We start from the raw sequence: 16864 nt of genomic DNA, 5'->3' as shown, positions 1-16864 counted from the left end.
TGATCGGCGACACTCATTGGTAGGAAAGGAGAATTGCGCCCGATCACTTTTTCCAACAGGTTCGTCGAACTTTGATTGCGAATAAAATTATTGACTGTTTCTTTCCATTCAGTGTCGCTTGCTGGCAAGATTATGCCGTAGGAAATGCAGGTTAAAGGCTACGGCGGTATAAGAGAATATTGGCTTTGAGTTACACCATGTCTCAGCGCTTCTGGGACTAACAGCATCCCGTCGCTGGTGAAGGCATCGATTGTTCCGGATACCGCATCTTTTACACCCGACTTTCGGCCCGTGATACATTCATAAATTGCCTCTGAATAATAATGTAGAATTCTCAAAAAACAGATGTGACATTACAAGGTGTGTAACAATGTGCGTATTGTGGGATAAACATTCTTTGCGCTCTTAATTTTATTACAAAATGTTTAAACTTGTATCTTTTCCTTAAGCAGTTGTATTCTTTACCCCATCTTTATTTTTTTCTCTAGGGTCATGTTATTGGTGCTTCAAGCGAGCTTACAGCACTTTGCAACAAGAGTGAAATACCTCTGAGTTACAAAATAAATCTTTATGACACACTGCCACTGCTGCTCGAATCAAATGCTCCGTCAAGTTCGCCAACATCAAATCTATTGGTTTTGTCGCCAATTTTGGCAAACAATACCTCTTTACAATCTGAACAGATGTGGCTCATCGCTCTCTCTAAATTTAGTTAGATAGCTAGGGTTTAAAAAACAACATTCTTTATCGGTGCAATTTAACATTTCTATTTAGGGGTTATAAAGTTTAAAGATTGTCCTACCGCTAACGGGTTGTCACGCTCAACTCTTTGCTCTGTTGCATAATTAAATTACCAAAATCTCGCCCAACAAATTGTAGGCTGCTCTATTAATAGATCGCTGAATTTATGGTAATTACTCGACTCAACCTGATTAGAACCTTATGCCAAACACCATTTAAAAGATTTCTACCTCTTTTGCTTGGTGTGCTGGCTTCTCTTGCTGTTTTACTTACGTGGCAACAGCTAACCATCAACGGACAAATTCACATCGAGCAGTTAATTCAGCAGGAAGCCAATGCGATTCAGTCACAACTGAACGAAGGATTATCAATTCGGGTGTTGACACTTCGGCAAATGGCGAATCGCTGGGAAGCCAATGGCGGTACACCAAAGGCTCTTTGGGAAGCCGATGCTGAGGCTTATGTAAAGGATTTCTACGGTTATCAGGCGATCGAATTAGTCGATCGCTCATTTAAAGTGCGATCGGTTGTGCCACTGGCTGGGAATGAGGCAGCGCAAAACCTAGATCTTAATCTGGAACTGCGTCGCAGAATTACTTTGCAAGTGGCTCGTGATTTGCGTCAACCTATGTTAACCCGCAACATTTCACTCGTTCAAGGGGGTCAAGGATTTCTAGCAAGTTTTCCTTTATTTGTAGGGGAGCGGTTTGATGGGTTTATTGTCGGAGTTTTTCAGTTTAAAACTCTATTTGACAGTATTTTAAAAGTGCCACCTGGGTACAAGGTGGCTATATATGATGGCACGAATTTGATCTACGGTCAAGAGCTTTCATCTCACTATTCACAGCATAAAACAGTTGTAATAAGAGCCTATAGTGCAGAGTGGCAAATAGATGTTTATCCCACTTCATATTTAGTAAAAAAGGAAAATTTTTATTTACCAATAGTTGTGTTAATTGGTGGCTTGATTTTAGTTTGGCTGCTGATGGTGGTCGTGTATCTCGCACAAGTTAGTTATTGCAAAGTCGATAAATTCACAAAAGCCAATCGCCAGTTGCAATGGGAAATTTACCAGCGACAACAGGCAGAAATGGCGATCGCTCGACTAGCTGCGATCGTTGAATCTTCGGAAGATGCCATTCTCAGTAAAGATTTAGAGGGTGTAGTTACAAATTGGAATGTAGGAGCCGAAACAATTTTTGGCTATACAGCGGCCGAAATAGTAGGGCAATCAGGGAGAAAACTGATTCCCGCAGACTATCGAGATGAGGTAAACGAAATTCTCACCAAAATCCAGCGAGGAGAACGCATCGAACACTACGATACAAAAAGGCTGAGGAAAGATGGAACATTAATCGATGTATCGATGAGTGTCTCCCCCATTAAAGACGAAACAGGGAATATAATTGGAGTCTCGAAGATTGCCCGGAATATTGCTGACCGCAAACAAGCCGAAGCAGCACTACGTGAAAGTGAAGAACGCTGGGAACTGTCTGTACGCGGGAATAATGATGGCATTTGGGATTGGAATGTTCAAACCAACGAAGTCTTCTTCTCTAGTCGCTCGAAGGAAATCCTTGGCTATGAAGAGAAGGAAATTCAAAACACTGTAGATGAATGGAGAAATCGGGTACATCCCGATGATTTGGCGTGGGTGATGCAAGCCGTTCAAGACCATTTTGCCAAGAAAACCCCTTTCTATCTCACAGAACATCGTATTCGCTGCAAAGATGGTTCCTACAAATGGATTTTGGATCGCGGTCAGGCGCTTTGGGATGATGCAGGTAACGTAATTCGGATGGCTGGCTCTCACACCGACATTACCGAGCGCAAGCAAGCTGAATTTGCTTTACAGGTCAGCGAAGCCAGATATCGGCAATTGATCGATAACTTAAATGCGGGTTTTGTGATTCATGGGACAGATACCAGCATTCAATTATGTAATGAAACGGCCGGTGAATTATTAGGGCTTTCAATGGATCAAATGCTGGGAAAAACTGCCATATCTCCGGCCTGGCATTTTGTGCGGGAAGATGGCAGCGTTATACCGCTAGAGGAATATCCGGTAAATCAGGTTTTATCCACTGGAAGTCCCCTCAAAAATTATGTTTTAGGAATTAAAAAAGAAATTGATAGTTGTGTGTGGGTATTAGTTAATGCCTACCCGGAGTTCGATCACAACTGTCAAAGGACACAAGTTATAGTTACGTTTATTGATATTAGCAAGCACAAAAAAGTAGAGCTAGAAATCCAAAAAACTCGCAATTTCTTACAAGCACTGCTGGATCATCTACCGATAGCAATTTTTGTTAAGGACGCAGAGCCTAAACAATTTGGCGTATTTCAGTTTTGGAATAAAACCAGCGAACGGTTATTTGGCATTTCAGCCGAACAAGCGATCGGCAAGAGTGGCTATGATTTTTTCCCAATAGAACAGGCTATCTTTTTTGACCAAAAGGATAGAGAAGCTTTTAAAAAAGGTAAGACTGAGGATATTGCTGAAGAACTCATTGACAGTCATAGTCTGGGCAAACGTTGGCTGCATACTGTGAAGATTCCCATTTACGACGAGCAGCATCAGTCCCAGTACCTACTTTGTTTTTCAGAAGATATCACCGATCGCAAACACGCAGAAGCAGAGCGTAAAGAAATGAGTGAGGTGATGCAAAATGCGGTGTCCGGCATTTCCAAAATAGACACTCGAGGGCGTTACCTCTATGTCAATAAAGCTTATGCTGACATGACAGGCTATCACCCAGAAGAAATTATGGGGATGTCCTGGGAAAAAACCGTATATCCCGATGAGTTAAAAAAACTGGTTGCAGCCTATGGGCTGATGGTGCAAGAGGGCAGAGTTGAAGTTGAAACCAGAGGGGTTCGTAAAGACGGTTCGGTTTTTTATAAGCAATTGGTGATGATTTCAACTTACGACGAACAGCACCAGTTTATGGGGCATTACTGCTTCATGAAAGATATTAGCGATCGCAAAAAAGCCGAACTTGCACTCGAACAGGAACTCCTGCGGAGTAAAGCCTTCTTCAACACTTCAATGGACGGTGTTGTTGTCATGGATTGGGTCGGAAAAGTTGTCGAAGCTAGTCCCAGTTTTGCTCAAATGCTGGGCTACACCCTAGAAGAAACCCTAAATCTGAGTGTGTTTGATTGGGACGCTGAATGCACGAGGGAAGAACTACAACTTATCCTCCAGAGAGAGGAGGTTATTCCGCTGTTTGAGACGCGACATCGCCGCAAGGATGGTTCTGTATATGACGTGGAAATTAGCTGGAGCCGGGTGGAATTAGAAGGTGAGATGATGAACTTCTGTATCTGCCGAGATATTAGCGAACGCAAACAAGCTGAAATCGAATTACAAATTTCTCAAGCGCGATTTGCTGGGATTTTAGAGATTGCCAGCGATGCGATCGTTTCTATCAATACTAATCAGCAAATTACTCTGTTTAACAAAGGAGCAGAACGAATTTTTGGTTACGCGGCTGAGGAAGTTTTAGGGAAACCCGTGGCGATGTTGATGCCCTCGCGCCTTGCCGAGGCTCACGATCAGCACGTCAGCCACTATGCCCAGAATGGAGGCTCTGCAAGGCAAATGGCAGAGCGAGGAGCCATTTTTGGACGGCGCAAAGATGGCACAGAGTTTCCGGCAGAGGCTTCCATTTCCAAGATCGAGATCGACGGTGAAATTATTTTTACTACCTTTCTGCGAGATATTACGGCTCGACAACAGGCAGAGGAAGCTCTGCGCTATCAGAAAGAGATGTTTCAGGCGATCGTCGATAATATCCCAGTGATGATTGCTTTATTTAACGCGCAAGGTCAAATTGAATTGCTCAACCCGGAATTTGAAAAAATTTTAGGTTGGTCGCTAGAAGATTGGCAGCAAAAAAATATCTTAGCTGAGTGTTATCCTGACCCGGTTTATTGCCAAAATGTCTTAGAACATATGCTATCAGCAACCGGCAAGTGGCAAGATATGAAAACACTGACCGCCACCGGACAGCAATTAGAGACATCTTGGGCAAACGTGCGGCTTTCTAGCGGGCATTTTCTGGGCATTGGGCAAGATATTAGCGATCGCAAACAAAAAGAACTCGCACTGCAGCACGCAATGGAAGCAGCAGAAGCAGCGAACTTGGCAAAAAGTACCTTCCTAGCCAATATGAGCCATGAATTACGCACTCCTCTCAACGTAATTCTAGGATTTGCCCAAGTGATGACCCATGACCCCTCCCTAACTCCCAACCAAAAACAAGACCTGCAAACAATTCGACGGAGTGGGGATCACCTCTTGAGTTTGATTAACGATGTGTTGGATCTCTCGAAAATTGAATCGGGAAACTTCACAGTTGAAGAAAGCGGATTTGACTTAATTTCGCTGCTGCATTCCCTCCGAAATATGTTGGCGGAACGAGCAAGTTCTAAAGGACTTGACCTTTGTTTCGAGATTGCGCCCGAAGTTCCCCAATTTATGCTTGTCGATGCTCAAAAACTGCGCCAGGTTTTGCTCAATCTGCTGAGTAATGCCATCAAATTTACTGATCGGGGAAGCGTTACTTTGCAAGTCAGCATTGAGGCGGACGGTACAGCGGCATTAACCACAACTCGGCCGATTCTCCAGTTTGTAGTCGCTGACACAGGTGTAGGGATGGCATCGTTCGAGATCGATAGCATCTTCGATGCGTTTGTGCAAGCTCAAGCTGGGAGGCGATCGACTACCGGTACTGGGCTAGGTCTAACCATTAGCCGCAAATTGTTGGAACTCATGGGCGGCCAAATTTCTGTCAGCAGCACTCTGGGACAGGGGAGTACCTTCACCTTTACCCTTCCCGTCAGCCCCATCAGTGGAGTTAATGTTACACCAGAACAGAATAATCGCCCCGTGATTGGGCTGGCTCCCGGTCAAGGGGATCATCGCATTTTGGTGGTTGACGATCAAGCAGAAAATCGCTTGCTAATGGTCAGATTACTGACACAATTAGGATTAGAGGTAAAAGAAGCTATTAACGGACAGGAAGCGGTGCAGATTTGGCAAGAATGGCAACCAGACCTAACCTGGATGGACATTCGGATGCCCGTGTTAGATGGATACGAAGCTACGAAGCAAATTCGGGCAAGGGAATACGGACACAACAGTATCATTATTGCACTTACGGCCCAGGCTTCCCAGAGCGATCGCGCCCTCGCCTTGGCTACTGGCTGCAACGACTACATCAGCAAGCCCTTCCGGGAACAGACCCTATTTCTCAAGATGGCCCAATACCTGGGTTTAGAGTATGTATATCAGGAAGAGGAAACAGAGAACGGGGAACGGGGAACAAATTGTTTGCCTTCTTACCTGTGTTCTGTTACCTCTGGGGTTTCAGATTCCCTAGATCCAACGCTTCTGGCGACATTACCAGAAGTATGGCTGGTTCAGTTGGAAGATGCTGCTTTATGTGGGGATGATGTTGCGATCGTTGAACTGGTAGCTCAACTTTCATCAGACCTCGCTCAATTCGGTATTCATCTGACGGAACTCGCCAACCAGTATCAATTTGAGAAAATCCTTAATCTAATTCAACGTAATTTCCCAAGTGGAATCCGTCCATTGGATTTATAAGGTGTTGTGCAGTTAAACGTTTGATTAGGACTAGGAAATTAGGAACAGCCAACAATAATTAAATTTAATTCTTGGCAACTTGTAAAAAAACCTTCTTAATTTTTATTGATAATTGCCGCTCTAAAATGCCTCATAAAATACCCAACATTTCCCCAATTACTCCTTTCGATTTAACAAATTTAGAGGAATGCACTGAAGAATCCGTGTATGCTCCCGGTCATATTCAGCCACACGGAATCATTTTATTGATGCAACGAAACAACCTCAATATTTTACAAGCTAGTGAAAATGTAGAACTGTTTTTTGGCATGGCAGCAGAAGAATTGCTAGGTCAGTCCTTGCCAAAGTTATTGGGTCACGATCAAGTACAAGAAATGGTTAGGCAGATAAGTAACGAACAAATAAACATTAATAATGGTTTTGATATAAATATACCTCTAAAAGACGGTAAATTTCAAACATTTAGAAGCACAGTGCATCAGCTACCAGATGAGTTGATTCTGGAGCTAGAACCCCAATTGAATATTGAAAATAATCATGCAATTGATTTTTATCATCATGTGCAAGCAGTTATCCTCAACTTTCGCAGTGCGATCGATCTTTCGGATTTAGCTCAAAGCATTGCGAGAGAAGTGAAAGCCATGACCGGGTTCGATCGCGTGATGATTTATCGATTTGAAGCCCATGAGCATGGGGTGGTGATTGCTGAAGAGAAAGAAAGCTATCTAGAAAGCTACCTGGGATTGCATTACCCGGCGATCGATATTCCCATACCCGCCCGCAAATTGTTTTACCGCAATTGGGTACGCCAAATTCCCAATATCAATTACACCCCAGCGCGCCTAATTCCCACCAACCATCCCCTAACCGATACACCCCAGGATCTAAGTGCTTGTGTGTTAAGGGGAGTATCTCCCTACCACATTGAATATTTGCAGAATATGGGAGTTGCTGGGACAATGACGATTTCGTTAATTGACGATCGGCGCCTCTGGGGATTAATTGCCTGTCACCATTACAGCCCGCGATTGGTAGATTACGAAACTCGCAAAACCTGTGAATTTTTAGGACAATTTGCCTCGATCGAACTGGTGCATCAGCAAGAGCGACAATTGAACATTTACCGATCGCAGGCGAAAACCATTCAGGATCAACTTCAGCAGGCATTCCGGCGAGAGTCTAATTTTATCGAACAGGTATTGACCGAAAATGCTTCTCAACTGCTAGATTTAGTTCATGCTCAGGGAGCTGCTATTCTGCTCGATGGTCGTCTGACATTGGTGGGTAAAACACCATCTGAAGCTGAGGTTTGCGAACTCGTACATTGGTTGCTGCAACAGAACAAAGAACGAGTGTTTGCAACAGCTTCTTTGTCTCAGTTGTATCCCCAAGCCAAGCAATTTAAGGATCGAGCTAGTGGTGTTTTAGCAATCTCAATCTTGCTATGCTACGCCATACAAAAGTCATACCACATCCTCTGGTTCCGACCCGAACAAATTCAAACCATAAACTGGGCTGGTAATCCACAGGATGCTGTGTCGATCAACGAAATTGGAAAAATGCACCTGTGTCCCCGCAAATCCTTTGAACTGTGGAAAGAGACAGTGCGGGAGATGTCTGAGCCGTGGCAGATTGCAGAGTTAGAAGGTGCCGCCGAAATGAGACATATCCTCATGCTGGCGGTGTTAGAATTTTCGCAAGCTGCCCTAGAACAAGCTGCCGAAAGGGCAGCAATAGCCAACCGTGCAAAAAGCCAGTTCCTTGCCAACATGAGCCACGAGCTCAGAACGCCACTCAACGCCATTCTGGGATTTACCCAGCTTATGAACCGCAGCCCCCATATCCCAGAAGAATTTCAAGAGCATTTAGGCATCATTACCCGTAGTGGAGAACACCTGCTGACATTGATCGACGATGTTTTGCAAATGTCCAGGATTGAAGCAGGGCAATTGGTACTGAGTGCAAGCTGTTTTAATCTGCATCGACTGCTGGGTTCTATTAACGAGATGTTCACCCTCAAAGCGCCTGAGAAAGGGTTACATCTGAGCAGCGAGTGGGATGCTACTGTCCCCCGTTATGTCTGTGGCGATCAAGCAAAACTTCGGCAAATCTTGATTAATTTGCTTGGGAACGCGATCAAATTTACAACAACAGGAAGCATAGTGCTGCGCGGACGAGCTTTTTCATCAGATGATATGCCATCGGGTACAAATCGCGATCGCGCCACTAATCCACCCGATGTTAAACCAACTATTACCCTGTGTCTCGAAGTTGAGGATACCGGATCTGGCATTTCCCCCTCAGATTTAGAATCAATTTTTGAGGCTTTCATGCAAACCAATCGCGGTCGTCACGATCGAGGAACAGGTTTAGGACTGTCTATCAGTCGTGAGTTTGCGCGTCTGATGGGAGGCGATATCACCGTGGAAAGCACCCTGGATCAAGGCTCGACTTTTACGTGCAAAGTCGTTTTGGAAGTACCAGAGTCCGTTGATTTAGAGGAACCTGAAACGAGCGATCGGATTATCGGACTCGAACCGGGGCAACCTATCTACCGAATTCTAGTAGCAGAAGACGTTCCAGAAAATCGGCAACTGCTGGTGACACTGCTGGAGTCAGTTGGGTTTCAGGTGTGTGGGGTGGAGAATGGGGCAGAGGCGATCGCTCGTTGGCAAACATGGCACCCTGACCTGATTTTGATGGACATTCAAATGCCTGTCATGGATGGTTATGAAGCGACGAGACAGATTCGAGCACAAGAGTCATTAGTCATTAGTCATGGGTCATCAGCAGATAACTCAGGGCAAATGTCACAGCACAACAGACAAATGACACGCATCATTGCCCTCACTGCCTATGCTTTTGAAGACGATCGTATCGCCAGCCTGCAAGTTGGTTGCGATGACTACATTGCCAAGCCGTTTACTGAAGACACACTTTTCAACAAAATAGCTCATCACTTGGGCGTCCGCTACTGCTACGCCGAAAAAGTTCCGCCAGACTCATCAGCTTCGCCACCAAACATATTTACTCCTGACTTGAAAACCATGCCCACCCAGTGGATTGCAGAAGTTCATGAAGCAGCACTCGATCTTAGTGATAATAAGCTTTATCAACTTATTGCTCAAATTCCCCAGGAGAAACAAGATTTCATCGAAGCGATGACATCTCTGGTCGATAACTTTCAGCTTGAAACGATCGCAACTCTCACCCAGATTTAGGAAGAAGATCATGACAACTCTATTCAAACTTGCCGCCCAAACGAATATTCTCATCGTGGATGATACCCCAGACAATCTGCGCTTGTTAGCCAAAATTCTAGAGTCACACGGCTATATTGTGCGTAAAGCGCTCAACGGCAGAATGGCACTCCAAGGTGTTCATCGCGACCCACCGAGTCTGATTTTACTTGACATCAATATGCCGGAGATGAATGGGTACGAAGTCTGTCAAAAGTTAAAAGCATTGGAAGCGAGTGCTCAGATCCCGGTTATTTTTATCAGTGCGATCGAACGACTGGAAAACAAGCTACGAGCCTTTGAACTGGGTGGTGTAGATTATATTACCAAACCCTTTCAAGAGCAGGAAGTGCTGATGCGAGTAAAAAATCAATTACTTATCCAACAGCAACGCCAACAACTGATCGAACAAAATCAACGTTTAGAACACGAAATTCAGGAACGTCTAAAGGCAGAAGCAGAAGTAAGGCAGCTATCCGTGACCGATCAATTAACTGGATTATATAACCGACGTGGCTTCTTTTTACTAGCAGAACAACAACTGAAAATTGCTCAACGCACGCAAACCTCCTATTGTATTTTGTTCGCTGACTTAGATGGTTTGAAAAAGATTAACGATACTTTCGGGCACGAAATGGGAGACAGAGTAATCGTTGACGCAGCTCAAATATTGAAGCAAACCTTTCGTGATGCGGATATTGTAGCTCGACTGGGAGGAGATGAATTTGCTTTATTTATTACTAATTTTTCTAGTGATTCATCTACTAATTTTCAGAGTCGCCTGCAAGAAAATATAGATTGCTTTAATCAACAGTCCGAGCGAGCTTATATATCAATAAGTCTTGGTGTGCAGTTTGGGGAGTTAAATAATGAAGTTTTATTAGAACAATTGCTCGCAAAGGCTGACAAACTAATGTACGAGCATAAACGCACCAAACGCTGTTTGAATTCTTAACCGTTCTTTTGAGGACCGGGATATCGGAGCGCCATAAGCATTATTTATTAAATGTGAGTTTAACCGAGAAAGAGTAAACTGAAAACAAGATAGAAAAATAGCTTGAAAACTTTAGCTCCTCAGCCGGAAAACACGATGCAGTACACATCATCACACCTAAACCTGACAAGGGAGCAACCGGGTTAAAAGCTCTAGGGAAAAGCCGTCCCGAAACGATTGGCAAACCACAAGGTGATATAATACCGGCTCAAAGCGCCGGCAACGGAACCTAAACTAATTGCGATCGCGTGGCGGAGATTTGGGTCTTGCGGCATACAGCTATGGAAGAATTGCTAGTTGAAATTGAGATGAATTTGAGATGCAGCAGACTTATGTAAAGTATTGTAGGATTAAATTGGCGATCACTCTAGCTGTTCGCAATTAAAATTAAGAGAGAGTATTTATGCAAATTGTGCTGGCTACCTTAGACGATGGTTTAGTTAGAGCGTGGGAAAGCACTTGCGGCAGCATGGAAAATGTAAAAATACATCGCGGTTCAATATTTGATGTAAAATGCGATGCTATTGTTAGTCCGGGGAATAGTTTTGGTTTCATGGATGACGGCTTAGATTTAGAAATTTCGGAATATTTTGGAGGGCAGGTTCTTGAACGGCTGCAAAAACTAATTCAGGATCGACATCACGGTGAACTATTAGTAGGAATGGCAGAAGTTTTAGACACCGATCATGCTGAAATTCCCTATTTAATAGTTGCACCAATTATGCGCGTTCCCACAGTTTTAAGAGAAACAGTAAATGTTTATCTAGCAACCCGCGCTATTTTGACTCTGGTAAAATTTGGCTCAGTCCCAGATGGAACGCCAGTCAAACATATCATTGAAACTATCGCTATTCCCGGCATGGGTACGGGAACGGGCAAAGTACCGCCACATATCTGCGCCAATCAAATGAAAGTTGCGCTCGAAGAGATCCTCTTATCTAAGTACGAATTTCCTCAATCTTTACTGAACGCTCAAAGATGTCACCACTTGTTATATACGGACGAGAGCAAAGATTGGCAGTTAGAAAATTGAAACTATTAAATTTGCCAGTTTTATTGGCTTGAGAAACCAAGTTGATTGGTGTGTGTTTTTTTAGGTATAGAGACTTATCACAAATTTAAGTGCGCTAAACCGTACCTACAAGTTGGCGGTATCCTACACACGAGAGCAACTTTGGTAGATATAATGTAATAGAACTAAGGTCATTCCAACTAGGTAAGCGCGGATACAAAAGTTGATAAAGCTGAAACAAGAATTGCCTAGTTCTTATTAAATGCCAGAATTCCTTCTGGCGCTACACCTACAAAGTCTGTATAAAAGACCACAATTCCTTCTGGCGCTACACCTACAAAGTCTGCATCCGGGGACTGTTAGTTTTTTTCAAAATGTTTACTACCAAAGGAGAAGATTGATATGACAGATCCAAAAGTAACCGAGGAACCAATTTTAGAGGCAACTCTCGAAACGACGGAGCTCGTCAAACAAGAGATGCCCGACGCGACTGATGAGGCGATCGCAGAAACTGCGGCGCTGTTTGAAGCAATTAAAAAACGCGCCACCGCCGAAGTGCAAGCAGCGGGCGAACTCACCCGCGAAGCTTATTTAAAAGCTGTGAATAAGGCCTCCGGGGCGATCGAAGAAAATAAGGATCTCGCCCACGAGAGATTCACAGCAGCAGTCAGGCTGATTAAAAAAGAAACTGAGAAAAATTGGCTGGTGGTAGATGCGATTAAAACGCGGGCGCAAGCGCAGGTGCAAGATGCCGGCGAAATCAGTCGCGAAGCTTATTTGAAAGCAGTGCGACAAGCGCGAGAAGCGGTGGAACAAAATAAATTGATCGAACGCGATCGCATCGAACAAGCTGTTGACCACATTCAGACGGAAGCTGAAAAGAATTGGCACGTTATTGTGAAGCAAATTGAGTCGATCAACATTCGCTTGACGGATGCGGCTAAGTCTGCATGGACGGCGCTGACGGCGTTTTTTGACAAGTCTCACAGCGATCGCGGGGATTCGTAGAAGGGCCAGCCGGGGGTTTTGAACTCCCAGCGGGTTGTGAGGGTAGTTAGCTTTGGAATTAGTTCCAAAGCTAATGCCGATCGTCCGTGCATTTGCTTTCAGCAGATGTTTCAGGCATACTGCATAATTAAAAAGCTTTATTTTTAGTCCACAACCCCCAATTATGAGAAGTTACTACTGCGGCGAACTGCGAAGCGAACACATCGGAGAGACTGTCACCCTTTACGGCTGGGTGGATCGCCGCCGCGATCATGGCGGGGTGATTTTTCTGGATGTGCGCGATCGATCGGGTATTGTGCAAATTGTCAGCGATCCTGAACGCACCCCCGATTCCTATCACGGGGCTGAGGCTTTACGCAGCGAATACGTGCTTAAAATTACCGGGCGAGTCAGCCACCGCCCCGAGGAGTCCCTCAATCCGAAATTGCCTACGGGTGAAGTAGAAATTTACGCTGACGAAATTGAGTTGTTAAATGCGGTTCGCAAACAGTTACCGTTTCAGGTGGCGACGGCGGATACCGAAAACGTGCGGGAAGATTTGCGGCTGAAATATCGCTATTTGGACTTGCGGCGCGATCGTATGAGTCGCAATTTGCAGCTTCGCCACCAAGTTGTGAAAGCTATGCGTCGTCACCTGGAAGATGTGGGAGGTTTTATTGAAGTTGAAACACCGATTTTAACGCGATCGACTCCTGAAGGTGCGAGAGATTATTTAGTGCCCAGCCGCGTCAATTTGGGCGATTGGTACGCATTGCCGCAGTCGCCGCAGTTGTTCAAACAATTGTTAATGGTTTCGGGTTTGGACAGATATTATCAAATTGCCCGCTGTTTCCGCGATGAAGATTTGCGCGCCGACAGACAGCCGGAATTCACACAATTAGACATGGAAATGAGTTTCATGTCTTTAGAAGAAGTTATCGAATTAAACGAAGGTTTAGTCTCCCAGATTTTCCAAAGTGTCAAAGGCGTAGAATTGCCTCGTCCTTTTCCGCGCTTGACTTACGCTGAAGCAATGGATCGCTACGGTAGCGACAAACCGGATACTCGCTTCGGTATGGAATTAGTCGATGTTTCCGATTTGATGAAAGATTCGGGATTTAAAGTATTTTCCGGGGCGGTTGCTGCGGGCGGAATTGTGAAAGTTTTGCCGATTCCCGGCGGGAATGATGCGATTTCTAACGTGCGGATTAAACCGGGTCCGAAAGGTGATTTGTTTAAGGAAGCCAGCGACGCCGGTGCGAAGGGATTGGCTTACATTCGCGTGCGGGATAATGGCGAAATTGATACGATCGGCGCTATTAAGGATAATTTGACGGAAGCACAAAAACAGCAATTGCTCGATCGCACGGGCGCGCAACCAGGTCATTTGTTGTTATTCGCAGCAGCCGATGTGACAACAGTCAATAAGACTTTGGATAGATTGCGTTTGTTCGTCGGTAACGAATTGGGATTGATTGACAAAGAGAAGATGAATCTGCTGTGGGTGACAGATTTCCCGATGTTTGAATGGAACGCTGACGAGAAGCGTTTGGAAGCATTGCATCACCCGTTTACTGCGCCGCATCCTGACGATATTAATGATTTGAAAACTGCGAGAGCTCAAGCTTACGATTTGGTGTTAAACGGTACAGAAATCGGCGGCGGTTCTCTGCGGATTTACCAGCGGGAAGTTCAGGAAAAGGTGTTTGAGGCGATCGGCTTATCGACTGAGGAAGCTTACAATAAGTTTGGGTTTTTGTTGGATGCGTTTGAGTATGGAACTCCGCCCCACGGAGGCATTGCTTACGGCTTGGATCGGTTGGTGATGCTGTTGGCTGGTGAGGAATCGATTCGCGATGTGATTGCGTTTCCGAAGACGCAGCAGGCTGGTTGTTTGCTGACGAATGCGCCGGCTGGGGTGGATGAGAAGCAGTTGAAGGAGTTGCAAGTGCGATCGACTTATACGCCCAAGTCATAAGTATGAAACACCTTGATAATTGCGACTTGATTAGTTGCAGATAGATGTCGGCGGCGGGGCGATCGAGGTTATCGAATTTGCTGCCGTCGATGCAGAGGAGTTGGATAGAAGGCGTGCAGCTTGGTTTCGCTGAGTTGGGGGAGTTGGGGGAGTTGGGCGAGGTTGAGGATTAGGGTGTGGATATGCCATAATTAATTAGAAAGTGAAAGGAACCCTGAACTATGAAAAGCCCCCTTGAACTTGACGAAGAATTGGTTAAAGAAGCCTTTCGCTTAACCAATTTCAAGACAGAAAAAGAACTGATTGACTTTGCTTTGCAAGAATTAATTCGCACCCGGAAAAAGCGGAATTTACTCGATTTAAGCGGACAAATTCAATTTTCGACTGAGTACGACTACAAAGCTTTGCGGGAAAACCGAAATGTTTCTGATTGATACATCAGTCTGGATCAGCGTTTTCCGCGACAGGACAGGTGTAGTACGCCAATCCCTGGAAGCAATAATCAATGATGAAAGTATTTTTCTGAACCGATTTACTCAGATGGAACTTTTGCAAGGTTGTCGAGATGAACGGGAGTGGACACTATTAGAAACTTATCTCCAAGAACAAGACTATATCGAGTCTACGGCTAATACTTGGGTAGCGGCTGCTCGGATTTATTACGATTTGCAACGACAGGGGTTAACGGTTAAAAGTAGTATCGACTGCTGCATTGCCCAACTGGCGAGCGAACACCAACTTATTCTAGTTCATAACGATCGCGATTTTGAAACTATTCACAGGGTGCGATCGCTCAATTGCTTGCGCTTCCGGCCTGACAATAATTAAAGATTAAAAAGTGAAAAACCCGGTTTCTTTGGTTTTCGGGTGGTCAGAAACCGCGTTTTTTTGCGATCATACTGCGTCCTCACTCACCGAAAAAAGATTGACAGAGATCCATAAGTAGTTCATTATAGCAACAGGAGGGATATTACCTCAGCTATTTTACCTCTGGCTGCTCACGACTCAGAGTAGGTCTTGGCACTTACATCTGTAGCTTGACATCTCTTCACCAGCGTTTTGTAACTTAAGTAGGTCAACATAGTGAAAACTCCCATTCAGAAAATCCTCTTTGGTAGTCCTGGAACTGGAAAAAGCTACAGGGTAAATTATGAAATCATCCCTAATGACTTAAAAATAAGCCCTGATTCGGACAACGTTATTAAAACCGTTTTCCATCCAGAATACACTTATGGTGATTTTATGGGAAAGCTGGTACCTATTACGAAAGGTAATAATGTACGTTACCAGTTTTATGCAGGTCATTTTTTGATGGCCCTTACTCGTGCTTACAGAAATATTCTTGATGAGTACAAAGACCCAACAAAAGAAAAAGATTTTAAGGATTTGTCCGATCAGGAACAAAGTGCAAGAATAAAACAAGCTCGGAGAATAGCGTGCGATAATGCAGCGAATGTAGCTTTGGTTATAGATGAAATTAATCGAGGAAACTCTTCAGGAATTTTTGGAACTGTTTTCCAACTTTTAGATAGAGATGAAGAGGGATGGTCATCGTATAGTATTAACATTACTGAAATTGAATTAATAACAATACTACGCTTAATAGAGGTTCAAGAGAAATCTCTAGCTGATAATAAATTTGAATATCAGTTTCCCGGAGAAAACCATTGGGTACAGGACTACTCAATTTTTCAAAATAGAGTGGATGGTTTGAACCTGAAGCTTAAAGAAAGATCCATTAAAATTCCACCTAACTTGTCTATTTTCGGCACTATGAACACCTCTGACAATTCCATTTACTTTATGGATAGCGCCTTCAAGCGACGTTGGGATTGGGAATTTGTCAACTGGGATGACAGTAAACCTCCTGCTCCAACATACGGTACAGGAGGTATTTTGGATGACAATAATTGGAAAAATCTAATCACGAAACTTAATGGCTTTATCAAAAAACATCACGGTTCTATCCGGGGGATTGAGGACAAGCAAATTGGCTATTACTTTATCAAACCGCCTGTAACTGCTGAACAGATACAACATAAACTCATGTTCTTCTTATGGGATAGTGTTTTTAACCGTGACAAAAAACCACTTGTGATACTTTTAAAGGTAACAGCAGATGAACTCGTCACCTTCGGCGATTTCACTAAATTGCATAACGAATTCATCAAAAATATAAGAGAATATAATGGTTGAATTGGCTTTAATGGTATTAATACTAAATAGGGCTTGCTGAAAAAGTGAGAAAACAGCATTTAGAAAGATGAGTGAATTCGAGTTCTCCTCGGCAATATAAGTT

The 16864-nt window shown here is 44.1% G+C and carries 11 protein-coding genes; 9 read left to right on the top strand and 2 right to left on the bottom strand.

The window, feature by feature from the left end:
* Positions 1–907: 907 nt before the first annotated feature.
* The 3 genes from QUA70_RS16890 (at position 908) to QUA70_RS16880 (ending at position 10549) form a co-directional block, all read left to right on the top strand.
* Positions 908–6355 carry a PAS domain S-box protein gene (locus QUA70_RS16890; RefSeq protein WP_333348823.1) on the top strand — a complete coding sequence of 1816 codons (5448 nt, stop codon included), beginning with the start codon at positions 908–910 and terminating at the stop codon, positions 6353–6355.
* A 125-nt stretch (positions 6356–6480) separates the two neighbouring features.
* Positions 6481–9576, top strand: a complete 3096-nt coding sequence (locus QUA70_RS16885; RefSeq protein ID WP_333348825.1) for a response regulator — start codon at positions 6481–6483, stop codon at positions 9574–9576.
* Between the two features lie 55 nt (positions 9577–9631).
* Complete coding sequence (locus QUA70_RS16880) at positions 9632–10549, top strand: diguanylate cyclase (protein ID WP_333348827.1); 918 nt, start codon at positions 9632–9634, stop codon at positions 10547–10549.
* A 191-nt stretch (positions 10550–10740) separates the two neighbouring features.
* On the opposite strand, the gene QUA70_RS16875 is transcribed toward QUA70_RS16880, so the two are convergent.
* A complete protein-coding gene (locus tag QUA70_RS16875; RefSeq protein WP_333348829.1) occupies positions 10741–10863 on the bottom strand; it encodes a hypothetical protein in 123 nt (40 codons plus the stop codon).
* A gap of 128 nt (positions 10864–10991) precedes the next feature.
* Between QUA70_RS16875 and QUA70_RS16870 the strand changes: the two genes are divergently transcribed.
* The 3 genes from QUA70_RS16870 (at position 10992) to aspS (ending at position 14565) form a co-directional block, all read left to right on the top strand.
* Positions 10992–11621: a macro domain-containing protein gene (locus QUA70_RS16870; protein WP_333348831.1), complete on the top strand. Its 630-nt coding sequence runs from the start codon at positions 10992–10994 to the stop codon at positions 11619–11621.
* Between the two features lie 381 nt (positions 11622–12002).
* Positions 12003–12608: a hypothetical protein gene (locus QUA70_RS16865; RefSeq protein WP_333348833.1), complete on the top strand. Its 606-nt coding sequence runs from the start codon at positions 12003–12005 to the stop codon at positions 12606–12608.
* A 163-nt stretch (positions 12609–12771) separates the two neighbouring features.
* Positions 12772–14565, top strand: coding sequence for an aspartate--tRNA ligase (gene aspS / locus QUA70_RS16860; protein ID WP_333348835.1), 1794 nt, complete (start codon positions 12772–12774; stop codon positions 14563–14565).
* Between the two features lie 30 nt (positions 14566–14595).
* Here the strand turns inward: aspS and QUA70_RS16855 are convergent, their stop codons facing one another.
* A complete protein-coding gene (locus tag QUA70_RS16855; protein ID WP_333410506.1) occupies positions 14596–14754 on the bottom strand; it encodes a hypothetical protein in 159 nt (52 codons plus the stop codon).
* A gap of 32 nt (positions 14755–14786) precedes the next feature.
* Here QUA70_RS16855 and QUA70_RS16850 point away from each other — a divergent pair, with 32 nt between their 5' ends.
* From QUA70_RS16850 to QUA70_RS16840, 3 genes are all read left to right on the top strand, one after another.
* Complete coding sequence (locus QUA70_RS16850; RefSeq protein ID WP_333268230.1) at positions 14787–14999, top strand: type II toxin-antitoxin system VapB family antitoxin; 213 nt, start codon at positions 14787–14789, stop codon at positions 14997–14999.
* Positions 14986–15393, top strand: coding sequence for a type II toxin-antitoxin system VapC family toxin (gene vapC / locus QUA70_RS16845; protein ID WP_333348838.1), 408 nt, complete (start codon positions 14986–14988; stop codon positions 15391–15393). The genes QUA70_RS16850 and vapC overlap by 14 nt, the downstream gene beginning before the upstream one ends.
* A gap of 255 nt (positions 15394–15648) precedes the next feature.
* On the top strand, positions 15649–16761 hold the full coding sequence (locus tag QUA70_RS16840) for a restriction endonuclease (RefSeq protein ID WP_333348840.1): 1113 nt from the start codon (positions 15649–15651) through the stop codon (positions 16759–16761).
* Positions 16762–16864: the final 103 nt, after the last annotated feature.

The organism is Microcoleus sp. LAD1_D5 (assembly GCF_036702115.1).
Classification (GTDB): Bacteria; Cyanobacteriota; Cyanobacteriia; order Cyanobacteriales; family Microcoleaceae; genus Microcoleus.
The sequence above is the reverse complement of the archived record's forward strand: the minus strand, read 5'-3'. Positions and strand labels throughout refer to the sequence as shown.

Bases quoted from the DNA above. Each gene is read 5' to 3' on its own strand.
- QUA70_RS16890 (WP_333348823.1), top strand. From the start codon at position 908: ATGGTAATTACTCGACTCAACCTGATTAGAACCTTATGCCAAACACCA.
- QUA70_RS16885 (WP_333348825.1), top strand. From the start codon at position 6,481: ATGCCTCATAAAATACCCAACATTTCCCCAATTACTCCTTTCGATTTA.
- QUA70_RS16875 (WP_333348829.1), bottom strand. From the start codon at position 10,863: ATGCCGCAAGACCCAAATCTCCGCCACGCGATCGCAATTAGTTTAGGT.
- QUA70_RS16870 (WP_333348831.1), top strand. From the start codon at position 10,992: ATGCAAATTGTGCTGGCTACCTTAGACGATGGTTTAGTTAGAGCGTGG.
- QUA70_RS16865 (WP_333348833.1), top strand. From the start codon at position 12,003: ATGACAGATCCAAAAGTAACCGAGGAACCAATTTTAGAGGCAACTCTC.
- aspS (WP_333348835.1), top strand. From the start codon at position 12,772: ATGAGAAGTTACTACTGCGGCGAACTGCGAAGCGAACACATCGGAGAG.
- QUA70_RS16855 (WP_333410506.1), bottom strand. From the start codon at position 14,754: ATGGCATATCCACACCCTAATCCTCAACCTCGCCCAACTCCCCCAACT.
- QUA70_RS16850 (WP_333268230.1), top strand. From the start codon at position 14,787: ATGAAAAGCCCCCTTGAACTTGACGAAGAATTGGTTAAAGAAGCCTTT.
- vapC (WP_333348838.1), top strand. From the start codon at position 14,986: ATGTTTCTGATTGATACATCAGTCTGGATCAGCGTTTTCCGCGACAGG.